19 protein-coding genes are annotated in these 20,818 nt (G+C 38.1%); all 19 read left to right on the forward strand.

Translation table 11 applies throughout. From position 1 onward, the window contains the following. The first annotated feature begins 10 nt into the window (after positions 1 to 10). Positions 11 to 1,417, forward strand: coding sequence for a DUF342 domain-containing protein (locus tag CEY16_RS02500; protein ID WP_101330389.1), 1,407 nt, complete (start codon positions 11 to 13; stop codon positions 1,415 to 1,417). Between the two features lie 21 nt (positions 1,418 to 1,438). Then, positions 1,439 to 1,741: a hypothetical protein gene (locus CEY16_RS02505; RefSeq protein ID WP_101330390.1), complete on the forward strand. Its 303-nt coding sequence runs from the start codon at positions 1,439 to 1,441 to the stop codon at positions 1,739 to 1,741. A gap of 13 nt (positions 1,742 to 1,754) precedes the next feature. Continuing rightward, positions 1,755 to 2,273, forward strand: a complete 519-nt coding sequence (locus tag CEY16_RS02510; protein ID WP_101330391.1) for a DUF6115 domain-containing protein — start codon at positions 1,755 to 1,757, stop codon at positions 2,271 to 2,273. 153 nt (positions 2,274 to 2,426) lie between these two features. After that, positions 2,427 to 3,182, forward strand: a complete 756-nt coding sequence (rpsB, locus tag CEY16_RS02515) for a 30S ribosomal protein S2 (protein ID WP_101330392.1) — start codon at positions 2,427 to 2,429, stop codon at positions 3,180 to 3,182. Between the two features lie 84 nt (positions 3,183 to 3,266). Beyond that, positions 3,267 to 4,151 carry a translation elongation factor Ts gene (tsf, locus tag CEY16_RS02520; RefSeq protein ID WP_101330393.1) on the forward strand — a complete coding sequence of 295 codons (885 nt, stop codon included), beginning with the start codon at positions 3,267 to 3,269 and terminating at the stop codon, positions 4,149 to 4,151. 96 nt (positions 4,152 to 4,247) lie between these two features. Beyond that, entirely contained in the window at positions 4,248 to 4,973 is a 726-nt protein-coding gene (gene pyrH / locus CEY16_RS02525) for a UMP kinase (RefSeq protein WP_101330394.1), read from the forward strand. After that, the gene (gene frr, locus CEY16_RS02530; RefSeq protein WP_101330395.1) at positions 4,973 to 5,530 is read left to right on the forward strand and encodes a ribosome recycling factor; all 558 of its coding nucleotides are present in this window, start codon (positions 4,973 to 4,975) and stop codon (positions 5,528 to 5,530) included. Before pyrH ends, frr begins: the two co-directional genes overlap by 1 nt. Before the next feature lie 195 nt (positions 5,531 to 5,725). Then, a complete protein-coding gene (locus CEY16_RS02535; protein WP_101330396.1) occupies positions 5,726 to 6,475 on the forward strand; it encodes an isoprenyl transferase in 750 nt (249 codons plus the stop codon). 14 nt (positions 6,476 to 6,489) lie between these two features. Further along, on the forward strand, positions 6,490 to 7,281 hold the full coding sequence (locus CEY16_RS02540) for a phosphatidate cytidylyltransferase (protein WP_101330397.1): 792 nt from the start codon (positions 6,490 to 6,492) through the stop codon (positions 7,279 to 7,281). A gap of 63 nt (positions 7,282 to 7,344) precedes the next feature. Beyond that, positions 7,345 to 8,493, forward strand: a complete 1,149-nt coding sequence (locus CEY16_RS02545) for a 1-deoxy-D-xylulose-5-phosphate reductoisomerase (RefSeq protein WP_101330398.1) — start codon at positions 7,345 to 7,347, stop codon at positions 8,491 to 8,493. A gap of 15 nt (positions 8,494 to 8,508) precedes the next feature. Continuing rightward, positions 8,509 to 9,765 (forward strand): RIP metalloprotease RseP, encoded by a 1,257-nt coding sequence (gene rseP, locus CEY16_RS02550; RefSeq protein WP_101330399.1) that lies wholly within the window; start codon positions 8,509 to 8,511, stop codon positions 9,763 to 9,765. A 33-nt stretch (positions 9,766 to 9,798) separates the two neighbouring features. Further along, complete coding sequence (locus tag CEY16_RS02555; RefSeq protein ID WP_101330400.1) at positions 9,799 to 11,493, forward strand: proline--tRNA ligase; 1,695 nt, start codon at positions 9,799 to 9,801, stop codon at positions 11,491 to 11,493. Between the two features lie 115 nt (positions 11,494 to 11,608). Next, positions 11,609 to 15,904, forward strand: coding sequence for a PolC-type DNA polymerase III (locus CEY16_RS02560; RefSeq protein ID WP_101330401.1), 4,296 nt, complete (start codon positions 11,609 to 11,611; stop codon positions 15,902 to 15,904). 172 nt (positions 15,905 to 16,076) lie between these two features. Beyond that, positions 16,077 to 16,583, forward strand: coding sequence for a ribosome maturation factor RimP (gene rimP / locus CEY16_RS02565; RefSeq protein WP_101330402.1), 507 nt, complete (start codon positions 16,077 to 16,079; stop codon positions 16,581 to 16,583). Positions 16,584 to 16,597: 14 nt separating this feature from the next. Further along, positions 16,598 to 17,695: a transcription termination factor NusA gene (nusA, locus tag CEY16_RS02570; protein WP_101330403.1), complete on the forward strand. Its 1,098-nt coding sequence runs from the start codon at positions 16,598 to 16,600 to the stop codon at positions 17,693 to 17,695. Between the two features lie 19 nt (positions 17,696 to 17,714). Continuing rightward, a complete protein-coding gene (rnpM, locus tag CEY16_RS02575) occupies positions 17,715 to 17,981 on the forward strand; it encodes an RNase P modulator RnpM (protein ID WP_101330404.1) in 267 nt (88 codons plus the stop codon). A 2-nt stretch (positions 17,982 to 17,983) separates the two neighbouring features. Next, a complete protein-coding gene (locus CEY16_RS02580; RefSeq protein WP_101330405.1) occupies positions 17,984 to 18,286 on the forward strand; it encodes a YlxQ family RNA-binding protein in 303 nt (100 codons plus the stop codon). A 16-nt stretch (positions 18,287 to 18,302) separates the two neighbouring features. Next, positions 18,303 to 20,528: a translation initiation factor IF-2 gene (infB, locus tag CEY16_RS02585; RefSeq protein ID WP_101330406.1), complete on the forward strand. Its 2,226-nt coding sequence runs from the start codon at positions 18,303 to 18,305 to the stop codon at positions 20,526 to 20,528. Further along, on the forward strand, positions 20,525 to 20,803 hold the full coding sequence (locus CEY16_RS02590; RefSeq protein WP_101330407.1) for a DUF503 domain-containing protein: 279 nt from the start codon (positions 20,525 to 20,527) through the stop codon (positions 20,801 to 20,803). The genes infB and CEY16_RS02590 overlap by 4 nt, the downstream gene beginning before the upstream one ends. Positions 20,804 to 20,818: the final 15 nt, after the last annotated feature.

Below are 20,818 nucleotides of genomic sequence, written 5' to 3' on the forward strand. Positions count from 1 at the left end.
GGTGAAACGAATGGATCTGAATCAATTTTTTCATGTCGTTATAAGCAAAGATAAATTAGAATGTACTATTGATGTTCACACTTCAAAGTTTCTTGAGGCTGAAGTTGATGATACCTTAGATGAACTGAAGCAAAATATAGATAGGGAAAAATTCATTGCATTCCTTAATGAGCATGAAATTATATTTGGAATTAAGGACGAGGTAGTTGATGATGTCATTGAGAAATTGCATGAAGGAGATTATCCAAAGGTTATTGCTGAAGGAGTTCTTCCTCAAAGTGGATTAGACGGTGATATTGAATATCATGTAAACTTGAATACAAAAGTCACCATAAAAGAAGATGAACAAATAGACTTCAAAGAAATGATGAAAATCCCTACTGTTGAACCCGGTGACCGTTTGGTGTCATTTATAGCCCCTACAAAAGGTGAAGATGGAACCAATATACATAATGAACCTATCCCTGCTAAGCCTGGTAAAGTCGTTTCTTTGAAAGCTGGGGAAAATACCAAATTGGATAATGACTCCTCGACCATCTATTCAACGAATAGTGGCCAGGTATCTTTAACAGAAAAAAAGATTCTTGTTCTACCTATTTACGAAGTTAATGACTCTCTAGATATGAAGATTGGAAATATTGATTTTAATGGCTCGATCGTCATAAAAGGTGATGTACCAAATGGTTTCAACTTGAAGGCTCGTGGGGACATTACAATCTATGGTTTGGTTGAAGCTGCGAACCTAGAAGCTGGCAGTTCAATCTTTATCCGTGAAGGTGTTTCTGCCCAGGGTAAAGGATTCATCAAAGCAGGAGTAGATATCCAAGTCGGCAATATCAATCAAGGTAATGTTGAGGCCGGGCGAAATTTGATGGTGGAAAATTCGATATTACATAGTGAAGTCATTGCTAGAGAAATCGTTTATTGTCAGAGAGGGAATGTGATTGGTGGCTCAACTTCTGCTGGCAAAAGGGTTCAAGGTAAAGATGTGGGTAATCGTATGAATACCAAAACGTTTATTTATCTTGGAGAGAATAAAAAGGTGTTAGAAATCAGGTCAGCACTTACAAATGAAATTGAGGAACTAAAAGATCAGGTTAATAAATTAACTACAATAGGCGAGAGCCTAGAAAAAATCAAACTCGCACGAGATTTAACAAGTAAAGAGAGAATCACCTATTTAAGACAACGTAATTCATTAGAGATTGCAGAAGCTAAATTGAAAGAGCTAGAAGAAGAGCTAAATCAGTATTTGACAGATGACGATCAATTAGAAGTTTTGAAATTATCTGCTACCGGAATCATTTATCCTAATGTCCAAGTTATATCGGGTAAATATTCGAGATCGTTCAACAAAGAGCAAAAATATGTTTCAATCGTCTTTCGTGACAATGATTTTACAGTATCACCTTTATAATAACTGAAGGGATGTCATTTCATGAGTTGGAAAGGTGTAGAAATGCAAGTCGCTCTTCCGAGAACACAAGATGCGGGTCAACTACAGGATCAACTGCAACAAAGAGGTCAATTAACCCAAGATCAATTGGCGCAAGCTCAATTGAAACAACTTGAAGCCAAGCGGAAGTCAGTATTAGAGACAAATGAAAAAGACGATGTGAATATCCATGAGGAGGAAGGTAAAGAAACCTTGGAGACTTCTCAAAATAAACGAAAGACTAAAGAAGAAGAGGAAATAGTTGATCACCCTTTTCTCGGTAAACACATCGATTACTCTGGATAAAGTAGGGTTAATTATGGGAAATATATTAGTAATATTCAGCCTAGTGCTCCATGGTGTTTCTTTTATAGCGATTTTTTGGCTATATCAGAAGGTTCAGGCCTTATCAGAAGGTGAAAGGCAATTTGATAAAAGAACTCAAGAAGTCGAAGACATTTTCAGTTCTTATCTATTAGAAATCAAAGATGAGAATAAGAAATTCACCGAGCAAATCAAGTCTGTTAATGGTGAGTCTTCAGTTAATCGAAAACATACAGAGCATTCTTTGAATAAAGGAAAACAGAAAGAAGAGTCAGAAATCCAGACTAATGAGTATTTGGCAGAAGAAGAATTGCCAAAACCAGCTGTTAATCATCCATCAAATGAGCATAAATATCAGCCAGATCAATTAGCTGTTGAAGACAAAATTGAACAGCCTTCCTTTCAAAGTATGGTTCTCCAACTATATAATTCTGGACATACTGTTGAATCGATTGCAAAGCAGCTTGATCGCGGAAAAACAGAAGTAGAATTAATTGTTAAATTTAATCAATAAAAACAACTTTTTTACTTGTCTTAGCAACTGCCATATGATATATTTATTTTTGGTGTTAAATACACACGCTTACGGAAATGACGAGAGGTGCTTGCAAAAGTCCTCGTTCATTAATGAACTAAGCGGAGGAAAAAACCTAAGGAGGAATTTATTATGGCAGTTATTTCAATGAAGCAATTGCTAGAAGCTGGTGTACATTTCGGACACCAAACACGCCGTTGGAACCCGAAAATGAAGCGTTACATTTTCACGGAGCGTAACGGTATCTACATTATCGATTTGCAGAAAACAGTTAAGAAGGTGGACGAAGCTTTCAACTTTATTAAGCAAGTTGCTGCAGACGGTGGAAAGATCCTATTCGTAGGAACTAAGAAACAAGCACAGGATACTGTGAAAGAAGAAGCTATCCGTTCAGGTATGTACTATGTAAACCAACGTTGGTTAGGTGGTACATTAACAAACTTTGAAACGATCACTAAACGTGTGAATCGCTTGAAAGATATCGAGAGAATGGAAGAAGACGGTACTTTCGATGTACTTCCTAAAAAAGAAGTAGTTATGATTCTTAAGGAAAAAGATCGTCTTGAAAAATTCTTAGGTGGAGTCAAAGACATGAAGGGCATCCCTGATGCATTATTCATCGTAGACCCACGTAAAGAGCGCATTGCAATAGCAGAAGCTCATAAATTGAACATTCCAATCGTAGCAATGGTTGACACGAATTGCGATCCAGATGAAATCGACTATGTCATTCCAGCGAATGACGACGCAATCCGTGCCGTTAAACTAATGACTTCAAGAATGGCAGATGCTATTTTAGAAGTTAAACAAGGTGAAGCTACTCAGGAAGTTGAAGAAGAAGTAGAAACATTAGCTGATCAAGAAGAAAAAGAATCAGTAGAAGAGTAAAAAAGGTGAAGGGTGATAAGAGGGGGACCTTTTATCACCCTTTTTAAAAAGAATAACTATAATCACTCTCAAGGAGGAAATATTATGGCAATTTCAGCACAAATGGTTAAAGAATTGCGCGAAAAAACTGGCGCAGGTATGATGGATTGTAAAAAAGCTTTACAAGAGACAAACGGTGATATCGATGCGGCGGTTGATTTCCTACGCGAAAAAGGTATGTCTAAAGCTGCTAAGAAAGCTGACCGTATTGCTGCAGAAGGTTCTGCACACATCATTACTGAAGGAAATGAAGCAGTATTGATCGAAGTCAATGCTGAAACTGACTTCGTTGCTAAAAACGACATGTTCAAAACTTTATTAAATGATCTAACTACTCATATCTTGAAGTATAAGCCAGCTAACGTAGAAGAAGCTGCTACTCAAAAGATTAACGGTGGCGACGATACAGTTGAAGAATATATTACTGCAGCTATCGCTAAAATTGGTGAGAAAATCTCATTGCGTCGTTTCGTTGTCCTAGAAAAAACTGATAACGATTCATTTGGTGCTTACCTTCACATGGGAGGAAAAATTGGTGTTCTTTCATTAGTGGAAGGAACTACTGATGAGCAAGTAGCTAAAGACATCGCTATGCATGCTGCTGCTGCTAACCCTCGCTATATTTCCCGTGATGAGGTACCTGAAGAAGAAGCAAATAAAGAACGTGAAATGCTTAAACAACAAGCTATGAACGAAGGTAAACCTGAAAATATCGTAGAAAAGATGGTTGAAGGACGCCTTGGAAAATTCTTTGAACAAATTTGCTTGCTAGAGCAGTCATTTGTTAAAGATCCAGACCAAAAAGTTAAACAATATGTAGAATCAAAAGGTGGTCAAGTTTCAACATTCGTACGCTTTGAAGTTGGCGAAGGAATGGAAAAACGTGACGAAAACTTTGCTGATGAAGTTATGAGTCAAGTTAAGAAATAATAATTTTCAATCCAAATAGGGGACACCAAGTGTTCCCTATTTTTGAGAATTATTAAGTTTTTTAATATCCTTACATACAGTACAATGGAGGTAACTATGACGACACCTAAATATAAAAGAGTAGTTTTAAAATTAAGCGGAGAAGCACTTAGTGGAGAAAAGGGCAGTGGTATTGACCCGACCTTCATCAAATCAATTGCCCAGCAAATTAAAGAAGTACAAGAATCTGGAGTGGAAATTGCAGTTGTTGTTGGCGGAGGAAACCTCTGGCGTGGTAAAATAGGTAGTGAAGTGGGAATGGACCGTGCCAATGCGGATTATATGGGCATGCTTGCTACTGTCATGAATTCACTAGCTCTTCAAGATGCACTGGAAAACCTGGATATTCAGACTAGGGTTCAAACATCTATTGAGATGAGACAAGTAGCAGAACCATATATTCGTAGAAGAGCAATGAGACATCTTGAGAAGAAGAGAGTAGTAATATTTGCAGGTGGAACGGGTAACCCTTACTTCTCTACTGATACAACGGCAGCTTTAAGGGCTGCTGAAATGGAAGCTGATGTTATTTTGATGGCTAAAAATAATGTCGATGGGGTTTATAATGATGACCCAACCCTTAATGAGGATGCTCAAAAGTATCAAGAACTGTCATACCTGGATTTATTGAATGAAGGTTTAGGCGTAATGGATTCTACAGCATCCACATTATGTATGGATAACCACATCGAACTAATTGTTTTTTCCATCATGGACAAAGGTAACATCAAGCGAGTTATTGATGGCGAAAAAATTGGAACAATTATTAGGAGGAAGTCGTAATGAGTGATTCAGTTATTAGGGAAAGCAGAGAAAAAATGACGAGTGCAGTTAAAGCATTCTCACGCCAATTATCTACTGTACGAGCGGGAAGAGCTAACCCGGCTATACTCGATACAGTGTATGTAAATTATTATGGAGCTAACACACCATTAAACCAATTGGCTACCGTTTCAGCTCCTGAACCACGTCTATTAGTTATCACTCCATTTGATAAATCAGCTATGGGAGATGTTGAGAAAGGCATTCAAAAAGCGGATTTAGGTCTGACACCAAATAATGACGGAAATGTTATCCGTATTCAAATTCCTGCTTTGACTGAAGAGCGTCGTCGTGATTTAGTTAAAGTAACAAAGAAATACGCTGAAGAAGCACGCGTACAAGTTAGAAATATTCGTCGTGATGCAAACGATCAATTGAAGAAGCTAGAAAAAGAAGGCGACATCACTGAAGATGAACTACGTAGCTATCAAGATGATGTTCAGAAAGAAACTGATCAACACATCAAAGAAATTGATAAAATGTTAGAAGATAAAGAACAAGAAATGACCGAAGTATAGTAAGTATTTTATAAATTTGACTGATTAGCTTTCGCTCCAGTAAGCGAAAGCTATATTTTTCTTAAATTTTGATTGGTTCTGTTAAGATTAGTGTTGAAACTTATTCTGTTCTTTGAAAGAATCCGCATAAGTGGTAAGTAAATTATCAATTACTTTTAACAGAGCTTAATGTTTATTTAGTAGAGAGGGATTTATATGTTTTTTCGTTCTAAAGAGAAGCGAAAAGAAGCAGAGTCACTAGATAGGAATAATATTCCTCAACACATAGCGATTATCATGGATGGGAATGGCCGGTGGGCGAAAAAGAGAGGTCTTCCTAGAATTGCTGGTCATAGAGAAGGAATGAAAACGATCAAAAGGGTTGTTGAGCGTGCTGTTGAGCTTGAAGTAGGAGCACTTACGCTTTACGCGTTTTCAACTGAAAATTGGAAGCGACCTGAAAATGAGGTAGAATTCATTATGAAGCTACCTTCTCAATTTCTTGACACCTATTTACCAGACTTAATAGAGAATAATGTTAGAGTGACAACGATCGGAAACTTTGATTCATTGCCTGAATTAACTAGAGAGGCTGTCCAATATTCAATCGATCAAACGAAAGATAATACTGGTCTTCAATTAAACTTTGCGTTGAATTATGGTAGTCGACATGAGATTATAGATGCAATGAAAGGTATATATGAGGACATACAAGAAGAAAAGTTGTCGGTGAAAGATATTAATGAAAAAACCGTTTCGGACCGCTTGTATACTTCTGGAATGCCTGATCCTGAACTATTGATACGAACTAGTGGCGAAAAACGTTTAAGTAACTATTTATTATGGCAACTTGCCTATTCTGAGTTTTATTTTACAGATAAATTCTGGCCTGATTTCGATCGCGAGGCCTTAGATGAAGCGATTTTAGAATATCAAAACCGCGGTAGAAGGTTTGGCGGCTTATAGTAAGGTGTGTCTAGATGAAAACACGAATAGTAACAGCAATCTTTGGATTAATAATATTTTTACCGTTCATAATAATCGGTAATTTACCGTTTGTACTTTTTATTTATCTATTGGCAACAGTTGGGTTGTTGGAATTGATTAAAATGAAGCACATTCCATTACTATCATTTCCAACCTTCTTAAGTGTTTTTTTATTATGGATTCTTTTATTGAACGATCGAGTATTTTCTCTGTTCGAATACATACATTTGGACCGAAGTGAAGTTTTATATTTAGTTGTGCTTACATTAATGGCATACACTGTGTTAGTGAAGAATCAATTCAATTTTGACGATGTATCTTTTATTTTGTTGGCCACCATTTATGTAGGACTAGGTTTTGCTTATTTCATTCAAACTCGAATGGAAGGACTTGAGTATGTCTTTTTCGTTCTACTGATCATTTGGTTAACTGATACAGGGGCATTCTTCTTCGGGAAAATGTTCGGTAAGCATAAGCTGTGGCCAATTATAAGTCCCAAGAAAACCATTGAGGGTTTCGTGGGTGGAATCGTCTGTGCAGTTATAGTAGCAGTAGTTTTTCAACTTATATTCACTATCCATGAAAGTATGTTAGTAGTTATCTTAGTATCTATTTTAGCTTCTATACTTGCCCAAATTGGAGACTTAGTTGAATCAGCCTTTAAGAGAATATATCAAATCAAGGATTCTGGTAAAATCCTTCCAGGTCATGGTGGTGTTTTGGACCGTTTTGATAGCCTGATTTTCATGATTCCGTTTTTGCATTTTATTCAGTTCTTTTCCTAGCCAACATTTTAAATCTTATTTAATAGGGATCAAATAATTTTCAAAGCAATGAGGGATTCAGATATGAAAAAAGTGACTTTATTAGGTGGAACAGGTTCAATCGGTCTACAAACGATCGAAGTGCTTAAACAACACCCTGAACAATTTGAATTATATGCCTTTGCTTTTGGAGCTCAGGTAGATAAAGCATTACCGATTATTCAGGAGATGAAGCCGAAATACATTGTAACTAAAGATGAAAACATAAAAGAGCAAGTAGAAAAAGACATAACTTACGATGCGAAGGTTTCCTCCGGCTTGGAGGCTTTACGTACAATTTCTAGCTTGGACGAAATCGATATTGTTGTTAATGCCATTCTCGGAAGTATTGGGCTACAACCGACTTTAGATGCAATTCGTGCGAAAAAACAAATCGCTTTTGCTAATAAAGAGACCTTGGTAACCGCGGGGCACTTAGTCATGGAAGAAGCTAGGAAACATAATGTAGAGCTTCTACCAGTTGATAGTGAACACGCAGCAATTCATCAATGTTTAAAAGGTGAATCAAAAGAGTCGATCAAGCGTATCATTTTAACAGGGTCTGGTGGCAGCTTCAGGGACCGAAGTCGTGCAGAATTGAAAGGTGTGACTAAAAGTGATGCCTTGAAGCACCCGAATTGGAGTATGGGTGCTAAGATAACAATAGACTCTGCGACAATGATGAACAAAGGCCTTGAAGTAATTGAGGCTCATTGGTTATTTGATGTTCCTTATGATCAGATAGATGTTATTTTGCATAAAGAAAGTGTCATACACTCAATGGTAGAGTTCAACGATCAAAGCGTCATGGCTCAACTGGGAACACCTGATATGAGAATCCCTATTCAATATGCCCTTACTTATCCAGGGCGTTCAGATTATCGAATGAGTCAAGGATTAGATTTACTATCATTTGGGCAACTGCATTTTCAGGAAATGAGCTTTGAACGGTTCCCATGTTTAGAAATGGCGTATAATGTAGGTAAGACAGGCGGTTCATTACCAACTGTTTTCAATGCAGCGAATGAAGAAGCCGTCCAGCTATTTCTAGAAGACAAAATAACTTTTCTTGATATTGAGGAAGTAATTGAAAAAGCTGTGAGCAATCATGAAACTATTTCTAAACCAGATTTAGATACCATTATTTCACTGGACCAAGAAACAAGAGAGAGAGTTAAAGCTGCTAACGGCTAAAGGAAGGTGCTTATCATGAATACAGTTATAGCTTTTATATTCATGTTTGGACTGCTTGTGTTTATCCATGAGCTAGGTCATTTGATTTTTGCTAAGCGAGCAGGAATGCTGGCTAGAGAATTTGCTATCGGTTTTGGACCGAAGATTTTTGCTTATCGAAAAGATGAAACATTATACACTGTACGATTACTCCCTATCGGAGGATATGTGCGTGTAGCAGGGGAAGACCCTGAAATTGTTGACTTGAAACCCGGTTATCATATTGGGCTAGAGTTCAATGATGTTGGTAAAGTTAATAAAATCATCGTCAATAACAAATCTAAATACCCTAACGCAAAAGTGGTAGAGGTTGAAAGAATCGATTTAGATCATGACTTGACGGTCGATTGCTATGACTTGGATACTGAAGAAAAATATCATTATGAGGTTGACCGTAAGGCCTTGTTCGTAATGGATGAAAAAGAAACGATGATCGCGCCTTATGATCGCCAATTCACTTCTAAATCAGTTGGTAAAAAAGGTATGCAAGTGTTTGCAGGACCCATGATGAACTTTCTTTTAGCAATCGCTATTTTTATCGGACTCGGCTTTATACAGGGTGTTCCAGTAGAAGAAGCTGTCTTAGGAGGGATCCAAGAGGATTCTCCGGCTGATCAAGCTGGCCTGATGGAAGGCGATGAAGTCGTTTCGATTAATGGTGATCCAGTGGAAGACTGGATGGATTTCGTATTAACTGTTCAAGACATGCCAGATGAAGATATACAAATTAGCGTTGATCGTGAAGGTGAAATTGTTGAGAATCAGTTAACCGTTGGATCAGTTACTGAACGTGGGGAAACCATCGGCAGGATTGGTGTAATGGCTTCTTTTGAAAAATCACCAGGGGATGTCATCAAATATGGATTTACTCAAACGTATGATGTTACTGTATTAATAATTAATGCTGTAGGTCAGTTAGTGACTGGACAATTATCGCTTGATGCTTTAGCAGGGCCTGTAGGTATTTACTCAGCAACTGACGACATCGTTCAGACAGGAATCATGAACTTCTTCACTTGGACGGCAATGCTAAGTATAAACCTTGGTATAGTCAACCTACTCCCGTTGCCAGCATTAGACGGTGGTCGCTTACTGTTCATTGGGTTAGAAGCAATAAGAGGGAAACCATTGGATCCGCAAAAAGAAGGCGTTGTTCATTTCATAGGTTTTGCGTTATTGTTCCTTCTTATGATTATCGTGACCTGGAATGATATTGAACGGTTGTTTATGTAGCATATTACTATGTAATTAGAGGTGAAGCTTATTATGAGACAAAGTACAATGATTATTCCTACATTACGTGAAGAACCAGCAGAAGCAGAAATTAAGAGTCACCAATTATTACTAAGAGCTGGTTTCATCCGCCAACTTGCTTCAGGAGTCTACAATTTTTTACCTTTAGGTAAAAGGGTCCTGAGAAAAGTTGAAAATATTGTTCGAGAAGAAATGGACCGTGCAGGAGCACAAGAAATTCAAATGCCGTCCCTTCAGCCAGCTGAACTGTGGTTGAATTCTAATCGTTGGAATACGATGGGTGAAGAGCTGATGCGACTGAAGGATAGACATAACCGTGATTTTGCACTAGGGGCAACTCATGAGGAAGTGGTAACCTCTTTAATGGGTGATGTTGTAGACTCTTATAAAAAATTACCTTTTACGGTCTACCAAATTCAAAATAAATATCGAGATGAAAAAAGACCTCGATTCGGTTTATTAAGAGGACGAGAATTTTTAATGAAGGATGCATACTCTTTCCATGAATCCTATGAATCCTTAGATGATGAATATGATGTTCTCTTCAATGCATATAAAAGAATCTTTGAGCGTTGCGGATTGAATTTCCGCGCTGTAATCGCCGACTCAGGTGCGATGGGTGGTAAAGATACTCACGAATTCATGGTTCTATCTGAAATTGGTGAAGATACCATTGCATACTCGACTGAGTCTGATTATGCTGCAAATGTTGAAATGGCACCTGTTGTAGCTTCATATCAAAAAGGTTCTGATGAAGCGAAACCTCTAGAGAAGGTTGAGACACCGAATGCGAAAACGATGCAAGAGGTGGCAGATTTCCTTGGACATTCTTTAGCAGAAGGTTTAAAGGCTATCATGTTTATCATCGATGAGCAGCCTGTGCTAGTTGTGACACGTGGAGATCATGAAGTTAACGATGTAAAACTTAAAAATTTATATGATGCCGAAATAGTTGAATTGGCAACTGAAGCACAAACACGTGAAGCGATGGGGGCAGGATTCGGTTCGTTAGGTCCAATCAATGTTCCAGAAAATGTTGAAATTATCGCTGATCAGGCAGTTGAATACTTAACCAATGCTACTTGCGGGGCCAATGAAGACGGATACCATTTCACAAATGTGACTCCTGAACGTGATTTTGTGGTAAAACAATTCGCAGATTTACGTTTTATAGAAGAAGGTGACCCTTCACCTGATGGGAATGGTACGATCCAATTCGCAAAAGGTATTGAAGTAGGTCATGTCTTTAAGCTGGGTACGCTTTATGCGGACAAGCTCAATGCCAATTTCTTAAATCAGCAAGGGAAAACACAATCTTTTGTGATGGGTTGTTATGGAATAGGAGTTTCCAGAACATTATCTGCTGTAGTGGAACAGTATCATGATGAAGCTGGTATGTTATGGCCGAAGGAATTGACACCTTTTAATGTCCATTTATTGAATTTGAATGCAAAGAAAGAAGAATTTGTAGAAATTGCTGATGCTATTTACGAGAAACTTCTCGATAAAGGTCTAGAAGTTCTATACGATGATCGTAAAGAGCGTGCAGGCGTTAAATTCAATGATAGTGACTTAATTGGCATACCTTATCGTGTCACTGTAGGTAAAAGAGCGAGCGAGGGCTATATCGAGTTCAAGCACCGCGACACTGGTGAACAAGAAGATATTCACGTTGATCGACTTGTAGACTTTCTCCATTCATTATAAAATATATAGAGAACTATTTGAGACCTCTGCCATCTCAGTGGCAGGGGTTCTTTACATCAAAAAGTGATATTTAAACTGAACTTCATGAGAGTCATAGAAAAATGGGGGACTATTAATGGACCTTTCAAAAAAAGAAAAACTGAATCTTTTACTTCAACAAATACAAATGCCTGAAGAAATTGTTGAACGAGAATTTAACGATGCTTATTTAGAACGGTTGACCGTCATTAAAGAAAGAAAAGAATGGCAGTTCCATATTCATAATTCTGAACCTTTTCCGTGCGAAGTAGTAGAAATTTTCGAAGCGAAATTACGTGAGGCTTTTCTTCAAATCGCCCAGGTCAGTATTATTATTACTTCGGAAAATAAGTCTCTATCAGATGAAGAAATCAATAAATACTGGAAAACGTTCATACATTCTGTTCATGATCTTTTTCCCGCTTATAAGGATTACCTTTGTGAACAAGAACCAGAAATCAATGGTAACCAAATAATTTTATGCGCGAGAAATGAAACAGAAAGCCAGATGATTCAACGAAAAATCACACCACTTCTCCAAGAATTTTGTAACCAAAAAGGACTAAAAAATTATACGATACATATTAACGTAGCTAAAGATGAGAATGAAATCAGCCAATTCCAGCAACGAAAAGTTGAAGAGGAAAGAAACTATATCCAACAAGCGATTAAAGATAAAGAGGAACGCATGAAAAATTCAGGTGAAGATGAGAAGCCTAAAGGACCTCTTGTCTTAGGCCAGTCGATTCAAGATGAACCTATTGGAATCCAGAATATATTAGACGAAGAAAAAAGAATGACTATTCAAGGTTACGTATTTGATGTTGATATTCGTAACTTACGTTCAGGACGTGATCTACTGATTATCAGCATCACCGATTATTCAGATTCCATCCAGGTCAAGTTGTTTTCAAAAGGAGAAGAACAGAAACAATTATTCCAGATGGTCAAAGAAGGAATGTGGTTGAAAGCTCGTGGAAGCATTCAAACAGATACTTATTCCAATGAACTGATGATGATGGGGAATGATTTGAATGAAATCAAACCTGTAATTAGAAAAGATCAGACTGCTTCAGAAGAAAAACGTGTCGAACTGCACGCTCATACGACCATGAGTACAATGGATGCAACGGTTTCAGCTACTCGTTTAGTAGAACAAGCCGCCCAGTGGGAACATCCTGCAATTGCGATTACCGATCATGCTGTTGTACAAGCATTCCCTGAAGCGCACCAAGCTGGTGAAAAAAATGGTGTTAAAGTATTGTATGGTCTGGAAGCAAACGTCGTAGATGATGGAGTTTTAATTGCATATAACGAAGCTGATCGTCCTTTAGAAGAGGCAACATATGTGGTATTTGACGTCGAGACGACTGGTCTATCAGCAACTTATGACAAAATCATCGAATTGGCTGCTGTGAAGATTTACCAGGGTGAAATTATCGATCGTTTTGAACGGTTCGTTAACCCTCATCAGAAGCTAAGTGAAACGACCACTAATCTAACGGGAATAACGGATGACATGGTAAAAGATGCTCCTGAAATCGAACAAGTGATGAAAGAATTCGATGAATGGATGGGTGGGGATATTCTAGTAGCTCATAATGCGAGCTTCGATATCGGATTCATCAATGCTGCTTTTAAGAGAATGGATCGACCGAAAGTAACTAATCCAGTCATTGATACATTAGAATTGGCTCGTTTTCTACATCCAGAACTAAAAAGCCATCGTTTGAATACGCTTTGTAAGTTTCTGAATATAGAATTGACTCAGCATCACAGAGCCATTTATGATGCTGAAGCTACAGGATATTTACTATGGAATTTCATCAAATCGACAATTGAAAAAGAGATTACTAATCATAAAGATTTGAATCGTCATATTGGTGAAGGTGACGCTTATAAACGATCCAGACCCTTCCACACAATCATTTTGGCTCAATCACAAGAAGGATTGAAGAATTTATTTAAACTTGTCTCTATGGCCCATGTTGATTATTTCCACAGAGTGCCACGTATTCCTCGGTCAAAGTTATCTAGTCATCGGGAAGGACTTCTTTTAGGGTCTGGTTGTGATCAAGGTGAGCTGTTCGATACAATCGCTTTAAAATCTGAGGAAGACGCTGAGAAAGTGGCTGAATTCTATGATTATATCGAAGTTCAACCACCTATGAATTACTATCACTTGATAGAAAAAGAGATTGTGCAATCTATGCAACAAATTAAGCAATTGATCAAGAAGCTTATTCATATTGGCGAGAAACTTGGCAAAAAAGTGGTCGCTACAGGTAATACACATTATATAGACCCGCATGAAAAGGTCTACCGTAAAATTTTGATTGCTTCTCAAAGTGGTAATCCATTAAATCGTCAAACACAACCTGATGTCTATTTTAGGACGACTAATGAAATGTTAGAAGAATTCTCTTTTCTTGGCGAAGAAAAAGCTAAAGAAATAGTCATTACAAATACAAATTGGGTATCAGAGCAAATTGGTGATGTGAAACCGGTAAAAGAGGATTTGTACACTCCGAATATAGATGGTGCAGATGATGAAATTAGAGAGATGTGCTACAACAGAGCAAGAAATATTTATGGGGACAATCTTCCTGAAATCGTAGTAGAACGACTTGAAAAGGAATTGACGAGTATTATCGATAATGGTTTCTCTGTCATTTATTTGATTTCACAAAAATTAGTGAAGAAATCATTGGATGATGGCTATTTAGTTGGTTCTCGGGGTTCAGTTGGTTCTTCATTCGTAGCAACAATGACCGAAATTACTGAAGTGAATCCATTACCACCTCATTACATTTGTCCTTCTTGTGATTTCTATGAATTTTTCACAGACGGCTCGATCGGTTCAGGTTTCGACTTAGAAGAAAAAGAATGCCCAGAGTGTGGTGCATCTCTTATTCGAGAAGGCCAAGACATTCCTTTCGAAACATTCCTTGGATTTAAAGGTGACAAGGTCCCTGATATCGATTTGAATTTCTCAGGTGAATACCAACCTAAAGCTCACCACTATACGAAAGTATTGTTCGGTGAAGAGAATGTATTTCGAGCTGGAACAATCGGAACTGTTGCTGAAAAGACCGCTTTTGGATATGTGAAAGGTTATGCTCAAGATAATCAGATGATGGTTCGCCAAGCAGAAATTGCTAGGTTGGTTAAAGGATGTTCAGGCGTAAAACGTACGACAGGACAGCACCCTGGCGGTATCATTGTCGTACCAGATGATAAAGAGATTTATGATTTTACGCCGATTCAATTTCCGGCGGATGACCGTAAATCAGAATGGAAGACGACTCATTTTGACTTCCATTCCATTCATGATAATTTACTTAAATTAGATATTCTAGGACACGATGACCCAACTGTTATTCGCATGTTGCAAGATTTGACAGGTATCGATCCTAATGACGTACCAACGAACGATCCTGAAGTAATGAAGATATTCGGGGGGCCTGAAGCGTTAGGTGTCACAGCAGATCAAATACTGTGTAAAACAGGAACATTAGGTGTACCTGAGTTTGGAACACGTTTCGTTCGACAAATGTTAGAGGATACGAAACCTTCTACGTTTGCAGAGCTTGTCATCATCTCAGGGTTATCACACGGTACAGATGTTTGGCTCGGTAATGCCCAAGAACTCATCAATGATGGAATTTGTGAGATTGGTGAGGTTATTGGTTGCCGTGATGATATTATGGTTTACCTGATGCATAAAGGGTTGGAGCACTCCCTGGCTTTTAAGATCATGGAATTTGTCCGTAAAGGTAAAGGGCTTCAAGATGAATGGATCGAAGAAATGAAGAAACATGGGGTGCCAGACTGGTATATTGAATCATGTAAGAAAATCAAATATATGTTCCCTAAAGCCCATGCTGCAGCTTATGTTTTGATGGCTGTCAGAATTGCCTATTTCAAAGTCCATCATCCGATTGAATTCTACGCTGCTTACTTCACGGTACGTGCTGGAGATTTTGAGTTAGAGACTATGATTAAAGGTTCTGAAGCCATTAGGGCGAGAATCGAAGAGATTTTAGAAAAAGGTAATGACGCTTCACCTAAAGAAAAAAGTTTACTTACAGTACTTGAATTAACTTTAGAGATGAATGAAAGAGGCTATTCATTCCAAAAAGTAGACTTGTATCGATCTTCAGCTAGTGAATTCATTGTTGAAGGAGACACATTGATCCCTCCATTCAATGCAGTTGATGGTTTAGGTACTAATGCTGCCATCAACATTGTGAACGCAAGAGGACAAGGTGACTTCTTATCAAAACAGGACATAAGAGAACGTAGTAAAATTTCAAAGACAGTATTAGAATACTTGGATCACCAAGGATGCTTGGAAGGTCTACCAGAGGAAAATCAATTATCCTTGTTTTAGTAGAAGTAGTGTAAGCTCGCACCATCCATTTAATGGTTGCATAGCATAGGTGGATATGGTATATTTTTAATGAGTTATACACAAGATACGGTAAAGTCTTGAAGGAGTGGGTGAACCCCACTCTTTCGTTTTATCTTCCCTGCTGTCACCAGCAGGGAAATTTAATGTAAACATGTATGCGTTCGTGAAGGAGGTATATTCGTTGAGCAAGAAAGAAGTAATTTCGAAGACAGAAGAACTCGTTCAACCTATTGTTGATGAGATGAATCTCGAATTAGTAGATGTTGAATTCGTAAAAGAAGGGAAGAATCACTTTCTTCGTGTATATATTGATAAAGAAGGCGGTATTGACATTGAAGAGTGTGGTAAAGTTAGCGAGCGGTTAAGTGAAAAACTAGACGCTGAGGACCCTGTTGAGGGAGCTTACTTTTTAGAAGTGTCATCACCAGGAGTAGAACGTAAATTGAAAACTCGGGATGACTTCGAGAAATTTGTAGGATCTTACATTCACGTGAAAACATACGAGCCATTTGATGGAGAAAAAGAATTCTACGGTGATCTACTTTCATTTGAAAATGATGAGGTCACACTATCTTTTCAAGTGAAGACTAGAAAGAAAGAGGTCATTATACCGTTTGAGAAGATTGCAAAAGCAAATATTGCTGTTTCATTTAGTTAAGGGAGGTTAAATCGGTGAAGTCAGATTTATTTGATGCTATTCAGTTTTTAGAAAAAGAAAAAGGGATCGACAAGGATGTTTTACTAGAAGCACTTGATGCTGCAATTGTATCTGCTTACAAAAAGAACTTTAACGCACGCACGAACGTCCGAGTGGATTTAAACGAGGAAGAGGGTACGATGAAAGTATTTTCTCGTTTGAACATTGTTGAAGAGGTTGAAGATCCAGAATTAGAGATTGGGTTAAACGAAGCACAGGAGATCGACCCTAAATATGAAGTCGGTGATGTAGTCGAAGAAGAAGTTACTCCAAGAGATTTCGGAAGAATTGCTGCACAAGCCGCAAAGCAAGTTGTTACTCAAAGAGTCAGAGAAGCGGAACGTGGAGTTATTTATAACGATTATATCGACCGTGTTGAGGACATTATGACAGGTAAAGTACAAAGAATGGACCAACGTCACCTGTTCATTCACCTTGGTAAAGTTGAGGGGAAACTACCTTTTAACGAATTAATGCCTGGTGAGCAGTATGAAGTACACGACCGTGTGAAAGTATTTGTTACACGTGTTGAGAACACAAGTAAAGGACCACAAGTATTTGTCTCTAGAACTCATCCTGGATTATTGAAGCGATTGTTTGAAATGGAAGTGCCAGAAATATACGATGGATTAGTAGAGATCAAATCAGTGGCACGTGAAGCAGGGGATCGCTCTAAGATTAGTGTCCACTCGGAAGACCCGGATGTTGATCCAGTAGGTTCATGCGTGGGTCAGCGCGGACAAAGAGTACAAACAATAGTGGATGAACTTCGTGGGGAAAAAATTGATATCGTCCATTGGTCAGAGGACCCAGTAGTATATATTTCAAATGCTTTGAGTCCTTCTAAAGTAATCGACGTGTTAGTTAACGAAGAAGAGCATGCTACCACTGTTATTGTTCCGGATAACCAATTGTCACTAGCAATAGGGAAACGTGGACAAAATGCTAGACTAGCAGCTAAGTTGACAGGGTGGAAGATTGACATCAAAAGTGAATCAGAAGCTGAAAAAGATGGGATTTTTTCAGAGGATGACAATCCGACAGAAGAAACACCAGAAGATGAACTAGAATAATTAAGGGGTTGATCTTTTTATGACGAAGCGAAAAAAAGAACCTTTAAGAAAATGTGTAGTTACACAAGAAATGCTTCCCAAAAAAGAATTGATCCGAATTGTAAAAAACAAGCAAGGTGAAGTCTTTGTGGACGAAAGTGGTAAACAAAATGGCCGCGGGGCGTATATTCAAAGAAATCGTTCGGTAATTGAAGACGCCAAGCAAAACAGAGCTTTACAAAAACATTTAAAAGTTAAGATGGATGATTCGATATATGATGATCTACTGGACCGAGTAGGAGAATGAGTATGCAAGAAAAACATTTCAACATTCTAGGGCTTGCTTACCGAGCTAGAAAAATAGCCTTGGGAGAAGATCTCATTTTGCAGGCTATTCGTTCTAAAGAAGCTAAATTAGTAGTAATTGCTTCTGACTCGTCTGAGAATACCAAGAAGAAGTTGACCGACAAGTGTAAAAGTTATCAAGTACCTTATCACTTGATTGATAATAGAGAAAAATTATCTAGAGCATTGGGTAAGGATGACCGAGTAGCTGTTGCTGTTTTAGATCAAGGTTTTGCAAAGAAGCTTGAACAGTTATTAGGTGATTAATCACGGGGGTGAATGTATGAAAAAAATGCGTATTTATGAATATGCCAAAGAACACAATTTATCAAGTAAAGAAGTCATTCAAGAACTGAAGCAGTTGGATATCGAAGTAGCTAACCACATGTCTACAATTAGTGAAAATACAATCAGACAATTAGATAATCGCTTGAACAAGGGTCAGGCACCTAAACAACAAAGTGAGCAACCAGAGAAGAAGAAGGAAGCTGCATCTGACCAAAAGCAGAATAAAAAGCAACAGTCATCTAACCAAAATAACCAAAACAACCAAAAATCAACTCAATCCAAAGATAAACCAAATCAATCCAAGAACCAGAATCAATCAAAGCAACAAAATAACCCGAACCACTCAAAGAAAAACAATAAGAACAATAATCGCAATAACAATAGAAACCAAAATAATAAAGGTTCTAGAAACCAACGTAACCAGAATAATAATCAAAAACAACAGCAGCCGCCTAAAAAGCAAGAGATGCCATCAAAAATCACCTATCAAGGATCGTTGACAGTTGGTGAACTATCAGAAAAATTAGGAAAAGATTCTTCTGAAATCATTAAAAAGTTAATGATGTTAGGCGTAATGGCTACAATCAATCAACAATTGGATTCTGAAACTATAGAGTTGATTTGTGATGATTACGGCGTTGAGGTTGAAGAAGAAATTGTAGTAGATAAGACTGATTTAGAGAACTATATTGTTGAGGACAATGAAGAAGATTTAATCGTACGTCCTGCTGTCGTAACTATTATGGGTCACGTCGACCATGGTAAAACAACTTTACTTGACTCTATTCGTCATACAAAAGTGACTGAAGGTGAAGCTGGTGGAATCACCCAGCATATTGGTGCCTACCAGATCGAATCAAATAACAAAAAGATTACTTTCTTGGATACTCCAGGACACGCTGCGTTCACAAGTATGCGTTCAAGAGGTGCTCAGGTAACTGATATCGCGATCCTAGTTGTAGCTGCTGATGATGGTGTAATGCCACAGACAGTTGAAGCAATCAACCATGCGAAAGCTGCAGAAGTACCTATCATTATTGCTGTAAACAAGATTGATAAAGAGGGTGCTGATCCGAGTCGAGTCATGCAGGAACTGACTGAATATGAGCTTGTACCTGAAGATTGGGGTGGAGACACGATCTTCGTTCCTCTTTCAGCTTTGCAAGGTGAAGGTATCGATGATTTAGTCGAAATGATTAATCTTGTTGCTGAAGTGGAAGAATTGAAGGCCAACCCTGAACAGACTGCTTCTGGTACTGTCATTGAAGCACAGCTAGAAAAAGGTCGAGGAAGCGTAGCAACTTTCTTAGTTCAAAACGGAACTCTGAAAATTGGCGATTCTCTAGTAGTTGGAACCACATATGGACGGGTGCGTGCTATGGTCAATGATTTAGGGAAGCGTGTGACTGAGGCTGGACCGTCAACCCCGGTCGAAGTGACTGGTTTGAATGGAGTTCCACATGCTGGCGATCGTTTTGTCGTATTTACTGACGAAAAACAAGCGAAGCAAATCGCTGACCTTCGTTCTCAAAAGCAGGTTGAAGAAGACCGTGGTTCTTCTGCAAAAGTTAATTTGGATGACTTGTTTGAGCAAATCAAACAAGGTGAAATGAAAGAAATTAATGTTATCGTTAAAGCAGATGTCCAAGGTTCTGTGGAGGCAGTTGCTGCTTCATTACAAAAGATTGAAGTAGAAGGCGTTAATATTAAAATCATCCACACAGGTGTCGGAGCTATAACTGAGTCTGATATTATTTTAGCGGCAGCTTCAAATGCTGTTGTTATCGGGTTTAACGTACGCCCAGATGGAAATGCTAAGCGTACAGCTGAAACAGAAAATATTGACATCCGTTTACACCGCGTAATTTATAAAGCAATTGAAGAAATTGAAGCGGCAATGAAAGGAATGCTTGACCCTGAGTATGAAGAAAAAGTTATTGGTCAAGCTGAAGTAAGAGAGACATTCAAAGTATCTAAGATCGGTACAATTGCTGGCTCATATGTAATTGAAGGTAAAATTTCTCGTAACGCTGGAGTACGCATCATTCGTAATGGAGTAGTTCAGTTCGAAGGGGAAATTGATACTCTCAAGCGCTTTAAGGACGATGCTAAAGAAGTACAAACGAATTATGAGTGTGGTATTACAATCAAAAACTTCAACGATATTAAAGAAGGAGATATCATTGAAGCGTTTGTAATGGAAGAAATTGAACGCACATGATCGGTTACCTCTATGTCGAGTGCATGATTTACGATGTGCAATCGTTGAAGAGTAAGCGGTCAGTGGTAAAGCAAACCGTTCATTCCATTCAAAATCGATACAATGTCAGTATTACAGAAATTGATTACCATGATATTTGGCAAAGGACAGCTTTTGGAATTGCGACAGTATCGACTCAGAAAGTAATGGCTGAGAAAATATTACAAGATGTCCTGGCTCAAATTGAAGGTAGAACTGATTTGGAAGTGACAATTATTGAATATGAATGGCTTTGATGGAAAGAGACACGC

Source organism: Halalkalibacillus sediminis (assembly GCF_002844535.1).
Taxonomy (GTDB): domain Bacteria; phylum Bacillota; class Bacilli; order Bacillales; family Alkalibacillaceae; genus Halalkalibacillus_A; species Halalkalibacillus_A sediminis.